This window comes from Sulfurovum sp., from assembly GCA_026990595.1.
Taxonomy (GTDB): domain Bacteria; phylum Campylobacterota; class Campylobacteria; order Campylobacterales; family Sulfurovaceae; genus Sulfurovum.
Genome location: JALXCZ010000044.1, coordinates 34,328 through 41,245 on the forward strand (window position 1 = coordinate 34,328; position 6,918 = coordinate 41,245).

Annotated in this window: 5 protein-coding genes and 2 rRNA genes; 1 reads left to right on the forward strand and 6 read right to left on the reverse strand. The window is 36.3% G+C overall.

The genetic code is table 11. The features are described from left to right. Positions 1-57 precede the first annotated feature (57 nt). Both MVE01_RS08385 and soxC read right to left on the reverse strand, forming a co-directional pair. On the reverse strand, positions 58-1,197 hold the full coding sequence (locus MVE01_RS08385; RefSeq protein ID WP_472561733.1) for a c-type cytochrome: 1,140 nt from the start codon (positions 1,195-1,197) through the stop codon (positions 58-60). Continuing rightward, positions 1,178-2,491, reverse strand: a complete 1,314-nt coding sequence (gene soxC, locus MVE01_RS08390; RefSeq protein ID WP_472561734.1) for a sulfite dehydrogenase — start codon at positions 2,489-2,491, stop codon at positions 1,178-1,180. Before soxC ends, MVE01_RS08385 begins: the two co-directional genes overlap by 20 nt. A 347-nt stretch (positions 2,492-2,838) precedes the next feature. On the opposite strand from soxC, the gene MVE01_RS08395 reads away from it, so the two are divergent. Further along, a complete protein-coding gene (locus MVE01_RS08395; protein ID WP_472561735.1) occupies positions 2,839-3,276 on the forward strand; it encodes an MOSC domain-containing protein in 438 nt (145 codons plus the stop codon). Between the two features lie 50 nt (positions 3,277-3,326). Here MVE01_RS08395 and MVE01_RS08400 read toward each other — a convergent pair whose 3' ends face one another. From MVE01_RS08400 to MVE01_RS08415, 4 genes are all read right to left on the reverse strand, one after another. Then, complete coding sequence (locus MVE01_RS08400) at positions 3,327-4,304, reverse strand: DUF302 domain-containing protein (protein ID WP_472561736.1); 978 nt, start codon at positions 4,302-4,304, stop codon at positions 3,327-3,329. 239 nt (positions 4,305-4,543) lie between these two features. Further along, positions 4,544-6,121, reverse strand: a complete 1,578-nt coding sequence (locus tag MVE01_RS08405) for a DUF3373 family protein (protein ID WP_472561737.1) — start codon at positions 6,119-6,121, stop codon at positions 4,544-4,546. A gap of 320 nt (positions 6,122-6,441) precedes the next feature. After that, a 5S ribosomal RNA gene (gene rrf / locus MVE01_RS08410) occupies positions 6,442-6,557 on the reverse strand. Positions 6,558-6,824: 267 nt separating this feature from the next. Next, positions 6,825-6,918: ribosomal RNA gene (locus MVE01_RS08415) — 23S ribosomal RNA — on the reverse strand; the annotation flags it as partial.

Below are 6,918 nucleotides of genomic sequence, written 5' to 3' on the forward strand. Positions count from 1 at the left end.
TTTGTTAAACTTCTGTAACATCTTACTGACCCATTGTGAAGCAAAAGTGAAAAATCACTATTTTGCTTGGCTTACCATATAGTCAACGACTTCTTTTACCTTATCGTCCGGTAGGGATGTTCCACCTTTTGGAGGCATACCATTTACACCGTTAAGTGCATTAAGATAAACTTTGTCAATACCTTTCTTAAGTACTGCAGCCCATGCTTTTTTATCACCCACTTTAGGTGCTCCCATTGCATCTGTCGCATGACATACGGCACAAGAAGCCTCATAGGTTTTCTTCCCTGGAGCATCTGCACCTGCCGCACCCTCTTTTTGAACCGGCAATGATCTTTTTGTAGAAATAGGTGGTTGATAATCACTAATCCCCGATCCTGAGATTCTTGAAAGTACAGGCTTCCCGTCAAAACAGTTTTTCATACAGCGTGTACCATTTCCATAATTTTTAAAATCATTAAAGAATTTACGTGCATTTTCAACACCATGCGGTCCATCAATTTTAGGAATAAATCCATCTTTGTTTGGCATCACAATCTTCAGGAATTTTGCTCTATCGAGCTCATAATCATCATCTAGCTCTTCACCATCTATTTTTATCTCATTAATAGATAAAATATAGGCACTTAGGGCATACACTTGATCATTTGTCAAAGACATTGGTGCAGGATGCGGCATACCGGTTTTAATATACCACCAAAGTGTACTTGCTCTTGGCCAATATGAACCAAATACACGGATAGGTCCATCTGCATCAGGGCTTGTTCTTTGGTTTGTAAGTGTTTTTTGCGCTTCATAGGCATTCCCTTTTTGAAGTGCCGGGTATCCCGAACCACCTGTACCAAAGTCAAAGTGACATGCAGCACACTTTTCTTCATACAAAGAGTCACCTTCCTCTACAGTCCCATGACCTTCAGGTAGTCCTGTACCATCCGGCATTACATCAATATTCCAGGCTTTGATCTCATTTTTGGTTGGTGTTCTACCAAATGTAAATCTACCTTTATCTGCTTTTGTATTCACATAATAGGCTGATGTTTTATTGCTTTTAACAGGGTAGGTTGAACCACCGTCAATCACTTTTTTCCCATTGCTATATGTACGGGATGCATCTGCATATTTGGCACATACTGTACTTGTTGCTGCGCTTGCAAGCAACACCGTCGATAAAATAATTTTATGATAAGACTTGAACATTGTTCACCTCCCCTTTTTCTGTTACTTCCCAGGTAAATATTCCATTTCTATGATACACAGACTCTACACCCATGACTTCTCTTTCATGCTTAACTGTAGGCTGAATATGTCCAGCATCATCTCTGGCACGGCTTGAGAGCAACAAAGGTTTACCTTCATATTTATACATCAGACTGAATCTTGTCCATGCTTTTGGAAGTACCAATCCTTTAAGACTTGCTTCCACCCAGTTCTTTCCACCGTCAAAAGAAAGATCAACACCTTCAATAGTACCCATACCAGACCATGCCAATCCTTCAATCTCAACAAGATCACCTTTTTTAAGGTCAGTCCATGGCTTCTCAGGACAAGGTGATGTGATAACAGAGTTTACTTCATTCGCATAAAAATGCTGGATCGCTTTACCACTTGGTTTAAGTGCTGTATATTTTGATGTTTCTTCTTTTGCATACCAAGGTTCAGAACCAAATTCAAGTCTCCCTAACCACTTCACGCAAAGGTTTCCTTCCCATCCAGGGACAAGGAGTCTGATCGGATATCCCTGCTCAGGACGCAAAGCTTCACCATTTTGTCCCCAAACGATCATTGCATCATCAAGTACTTTGTCAATAGGTACTGTTCTACCCATATGTGCATTATCAACACCTTCTGCCAGCATCCATAAAGCTTCTTTTTTAAGCCCAAGATCTTTGAGGATATCTTTGATATAGACACCAGTCCACTCCGCACAAGACATCATCCCTTTGGCAAACTGAATAGAAGGGAACTGAGGTCCTCTCCACTCCGGTCCACCGTTTGCCGGACATTCGATAAAGTGAATTCTGCTTACGCTTGGATATTTTTTAAGCTCATCCATTGTCAAGACAAGTGGTTTTTCAACCAAACCGTGGATCATTAATCTATGTTCGTTCGGATCGATCTCTGCAACACCACCATGTTCACGGTTAAAGAATAGTCCATTAGGTGTAATGATACCCATTGATTCATGAATAGGGCACATAGCGATTGAAGCATAATAGTTTCCTGAAGAAAGAAGTTTTGTATATCTTCGTGTCACATTATGTTCATAAGGAGATGGTTGTCCATATAAATTATGTGTTACAGGATAACCAAATGTTGTTCCCCATTTTTTTTCTTCTACGATCGCAGGATCATCTTCTGCGTTTATTTTTACCGGTGCCATAACACTTGCTGCTGCGAGTGCGCTAACCGAATACGCTGCTGTTTTTCTAAAAAAGTCTCTTCTGTCAGATTGTTCTGCTGTCATCTGAGAAGCTTTACTTATCTTAGTCATATAACCTCCTTGTTTTGTTAGTAAGACTCGATTTTTCTTGTTGTAGAGTTACTATTGTCTTTGATTGTAATAGAAAATAAATTAAAATGTCAAGTGATACAAGAAATATTATCATCTATTCTAATATATTTGTAAAATGTATACAAATTATTATCTTTTACAATAGTTAATCAATAAAATATTTGAATATAATCAATATAATATATGTTCCTCAAAATCAAGAATCTTTGCAAGTATAATAGAGATATATTACCTCAGTGTTAACACTTTTCTTTATCTTGTTTCTTAACAATTATCTAATACTTTTATGCTAAAATGAGGCAATTTTTAATGAAGGAATTACAGTTATGCAAGAAGTAGGAAAAGTCTTATCTCTCTATATTTCAAACAAAGAAATGCCTCAGCCTGTTGAAAAGAAAAAAATAAATGTAGATATAAAAGGTATTATAAATGACAAGCATTATAATAAAGATATTGAACGTGCTATACTGATTTCTTCTACAGCAAGCTATGCACTTGTCAAATCACATCTGATAGATATTCCTTATGGCATACTCGGTGAAAACCTACTTGTTGACTTTAATCCATATGCTCTGCCTACAGGGTCACAACTTAAAATAGGAAATGCTGTTTTGGAAATCTCCCAAAATTGTACGCTGTGTAATCATCTTTCAAAAATAGATAAAAAATTACCAAAACTTTTAAAAAATGACAGAGGTATTTTTGGGAAAGTAGTTCAGGAAGGGACTATATCTGAAGGAGATGCAATCTATCTTCTCGATTAATTGCCTTTATCTTGTTTTATGGGCATAAGTGCCCATAAAATAGTGTTGGCTTATTTCGAAAGTTTAGCCAACATTGCCTCAAATTTTTTCTGTGCATCAAGAAGCACATCAATAGATGCTTTATCTGTAATATTCAGTGCCGCAATCCATTTATAAACGTTAGGGAATGCCATATGGACTGTTTTTTCACCTTTTTTCTGATATTTATAAGCAGAACAAGGAGCAAATGCACCAGCTTCTGGATGAAGTTTTGCTACCTCATAAATCACTGCGATCTTACAGATTGAATAAACATCATAAAAAAGATAATCCTCGATGTCATGTTCATCAAGATCATAATTGACATCTGTAAAACCTGCCATAACAAAACCGTTTGGCGCTAACTCTCCTTCAAATGCTGTTTCAAAATCATCTTTTGCATCTTCCCAATCATCACCCTTTTGCTCAAACGAAATACGTGTAATAATATCATGTGTAGGTTTTTTCATCTTATATGGAAGCTTAATGAACGTACCTTTTGGCATGGCTGATTTGAGTGCTTCTTCCACCTTTTTACCCAATGCCACCATAGCAGGATTATCTTCAGGTATTTTCATGATCTTTGCCATCGCTGATGCTTTTAGAGAAGAAACAGAAATAGTTTTATCACCTTTTTTACACCAGATAGATAAACTCATTGGAGTAAACAACCCAATGTCTGGGTACTTTGTAGCCAATGCCAATGCCGTATCTTTTCTATAAACCACCATCAAATTATAGTAATCAAAAGAGGTTTGATTAAAATCTCTTTTAAACGGAAAATTCATATCATTGTTCGCAGCAATAGTGAATCCTGCTTTTTTAAATGCTTCTTCTACTGTTTTTGCAGTAATCTTTCCATCTGCATTGTCAGATTTAAATACTCTTACATCATTTGTCTGGGCCGTTTCTGCTTTAGGTGCAGCTGCCGCTGGAGCCGTTTTTTCTACTGCCATAAGTCCTGTCGATACCAACAGTGACAATACTAAACCTTTTGTAATTAATTTCATTATGTTCCTTTGTGTAAATAATTCGATCATAACATAGATACATTACCTATATATAAATATCTATATCATGATCATAAAATTCCGATAGTTCCTCAGAATTAACGCAACCATTATAACCGAACTTCTTTTAATTCAAATTTATAACTTACGTTTATATAGTATAAAAAGTAAAAGTGTGTAAAATGTGGAAAGAAGTAAAAGAGAGAGTAACAAAGGGAAATACCCTTTGTTAAATAATTCTAAAATCTGTATCTAAGATAGAATCTTGCATCTTGTGCTGATTCAACAATAAAAGGTAACATTGCCTGAGCTTGTGGATCACCCATAGCAGCTCCCATTTTTACATCACTTATTTTCATAGGTGTACCTCCTCGACCAAAGAATCCGTTACTTCCGGTATAGTCATAATCAATCTTTGTATATCTTAACTGTGCACTCAAAGCATCTGTTAACTGGTATGTAAAGTATGCTTCGAAAGCATTACCACGTGCTGCAATTTTGGATCCGATCATGGTATCTTCTCCATACGTGAACGATCTCCAGTATTTGCTTCCATGATTATATTCTAGTCCAAACTTTCCTTTTTCTGTCACAGGAACTTGAGCACCAAGCCAATATGATGTTCCTGTCTCGCTATCTGTAGAACCTAACATTGTATTAGGTTGTCCTCCTGCATCTATTCCTGCATTTGGTCTTGTTTTACTCCAGGCAAAAGAACCAAATACTTTTGCATCTGCAAAATAACCTTCATCCGTCAAACCATCAACTAATACAGAAATTGCTGCACCATCCATATCACCGACGGTACTCATAGCAGGGTTATATCCTACAATAGCTCCGGTAATATCACGAGTATATGATCCTCCTAGTACTGTTGCGGGAACTTGCGCCCCCATTGCTGCACCAAATTCTGTCGAAGAATAACCAGGTAAACCAAATGCTCTAAATGCCGTAGTCTTAACAATAAATTGCCCATCATTGTATGGTTCAAAAATAAAACCTGCAAGCTTAATATCTTCTAACTGATCGCCCTCATTACTATAAGCAGTACTGTCAAATCTACTAAAGACCGGCGCAGCATTTGTAGAACCTTGTCCCATACATATTTTAAAAGACATCCCTGGAACACCAGTAACATTAGAGAGATCCAATTTAGAACTTAAGCCGTCAAATTCAACATTTATTGTATGTCCAAGTGGGGATTGTGCAGCATCATCATCTCTTAAATTTGCAAGGAATCCATTGGTTGAAGGTCTTCTTCCTACAGAAAATGTCCAAGGAATATCTGCACCAAAGAAGTTATCTCCTAAATAAAGCCAAAATGCTTGTCTTACTTTTAAAGAATCACCAGTTAATGCTTCATTAGTAATCCAATCAAAAGTATCCATACCAAATCCTCTAGGTCGACCCGAATCATTTCCAAAATCTGCACCAAAAGCTTTGTTAAAGGCAAGTTGACCCATAAAAATATTATGTTTATCTGGAGCATATGCCATATTTAACCAAAGTCTTGTTGACATAAGGTCATTTTTACTTCTGTCGCTTCCATCTGCCATATCATAGTTAATACTATCGATAGACGTTCTTAGATCAGCACTCCATTTTATATTATCATTAGCATCATGTGCTTTAACTGTATTTATCTTTTTAGTTAATTTCTTGATTTTTGCCGGACTTCCACTCTTTTTAAGTGAAGATACTTCTGCTTTAAGTTTAGCAATTTCTACTTTCATCGCTCTAAGATCACTAGCTGTAGATCCAAACGCCATCGTTGTACTCATCGCTGCCACAAGTGACAAAGTTACAATTTTTTTCATGTTTACTCCTTTAAATTATGTTTGTCCAAAAACATGTGCATATAGTCTAAGGCATAATCCCTAAGTTTTTACTTAAAGTAAAGATTAAAATAGATAATAAAAAGTTATTTTAATAAATATGTTACTTTTATAAGATATGCATAGAGAGTTTATAAAGTTTTCATTACCTAAATGTTAATATGGTGAGACAATCAGAATGTGTCTATCACAGATACTGAGATTTTATAAAAAGTGTTAAAAAACAAATAGGCTTAAAGATAAAGAATAAAAGTTCTAATAAAAGTAGATTGATTGAAGATATAGAAGAAGTTATAAACTCAAAGTGGCAGCGACCTACATTCCCACAGACGTAGCCTGCAGTATTATCGGCGATGGGAGGCTTGACTTCCAGGTTCGGAATGGAGCTGGGTATGACCCTCCCTCTAGCCCCACCACTAAGAGAAGTAAAAGCACCGTGATGCGTTTAATTCTCTTTGCTTTGGAAAGCTTGAGAAACTTAGTATTGTTAAGAGCCTAATATAAATTAGAAATTAGAAGTTAGTAATTAGAAATTAATTACGATTTTCGTATTGTCTAATACTGTTGCTCAATTACAATTTTGATACTCACTGAAGTGTTTGTCAGGAACAATTTCTCATTCCTAATTTCTCACTTCTAATTCATTAAGTGCTTGCACTTAATAAGGTAGTACCTATTGAAGAATAAAGTAAATACAAACGATCTATTAGTACTGGTCAGCTAAATGACTTTCATCACTTACACACCCAGCCTATCAACGCAGTAGTCTTCTGCGGATC

Coding starts and splice junctions, on each gene's coding strand:
- MVE01_RS08385 (WP_472561733.1), bottom strand. CDS start 1,197: ATGTTCAAGTCTTATCATAAAATTATTTTATCGACGGTGTTGCTTGCA.
- soxC (WP_472561734.1), bottom strand. CDS start 2,491: ATGACTAAGATAAGTAAAGCTTCTCAGATGACAGCAGAACAATCTGAC.
- MVE01_RS08395 (WP_472561735.1), top strand. CDS start 2,839: ATGCAAGAAGTAGGAAAAGTCTTATCTCTCTATATTTCAAACAAAGAA.
- MVE01_RS08400 (WP_472561736.1), bottom strand. CDS start 4,304: ATGAAATTAATTACAAAAGGTTTAGTATTGTCACTGTTGGTATCGACA.
- MVE01_RS08405 (WP_472561737.1), bottom strand. CDS start 6,121: ATGAAAAAAATTGTAACTTTGTCACTTGTGGCAGCGATGAGTACAACG.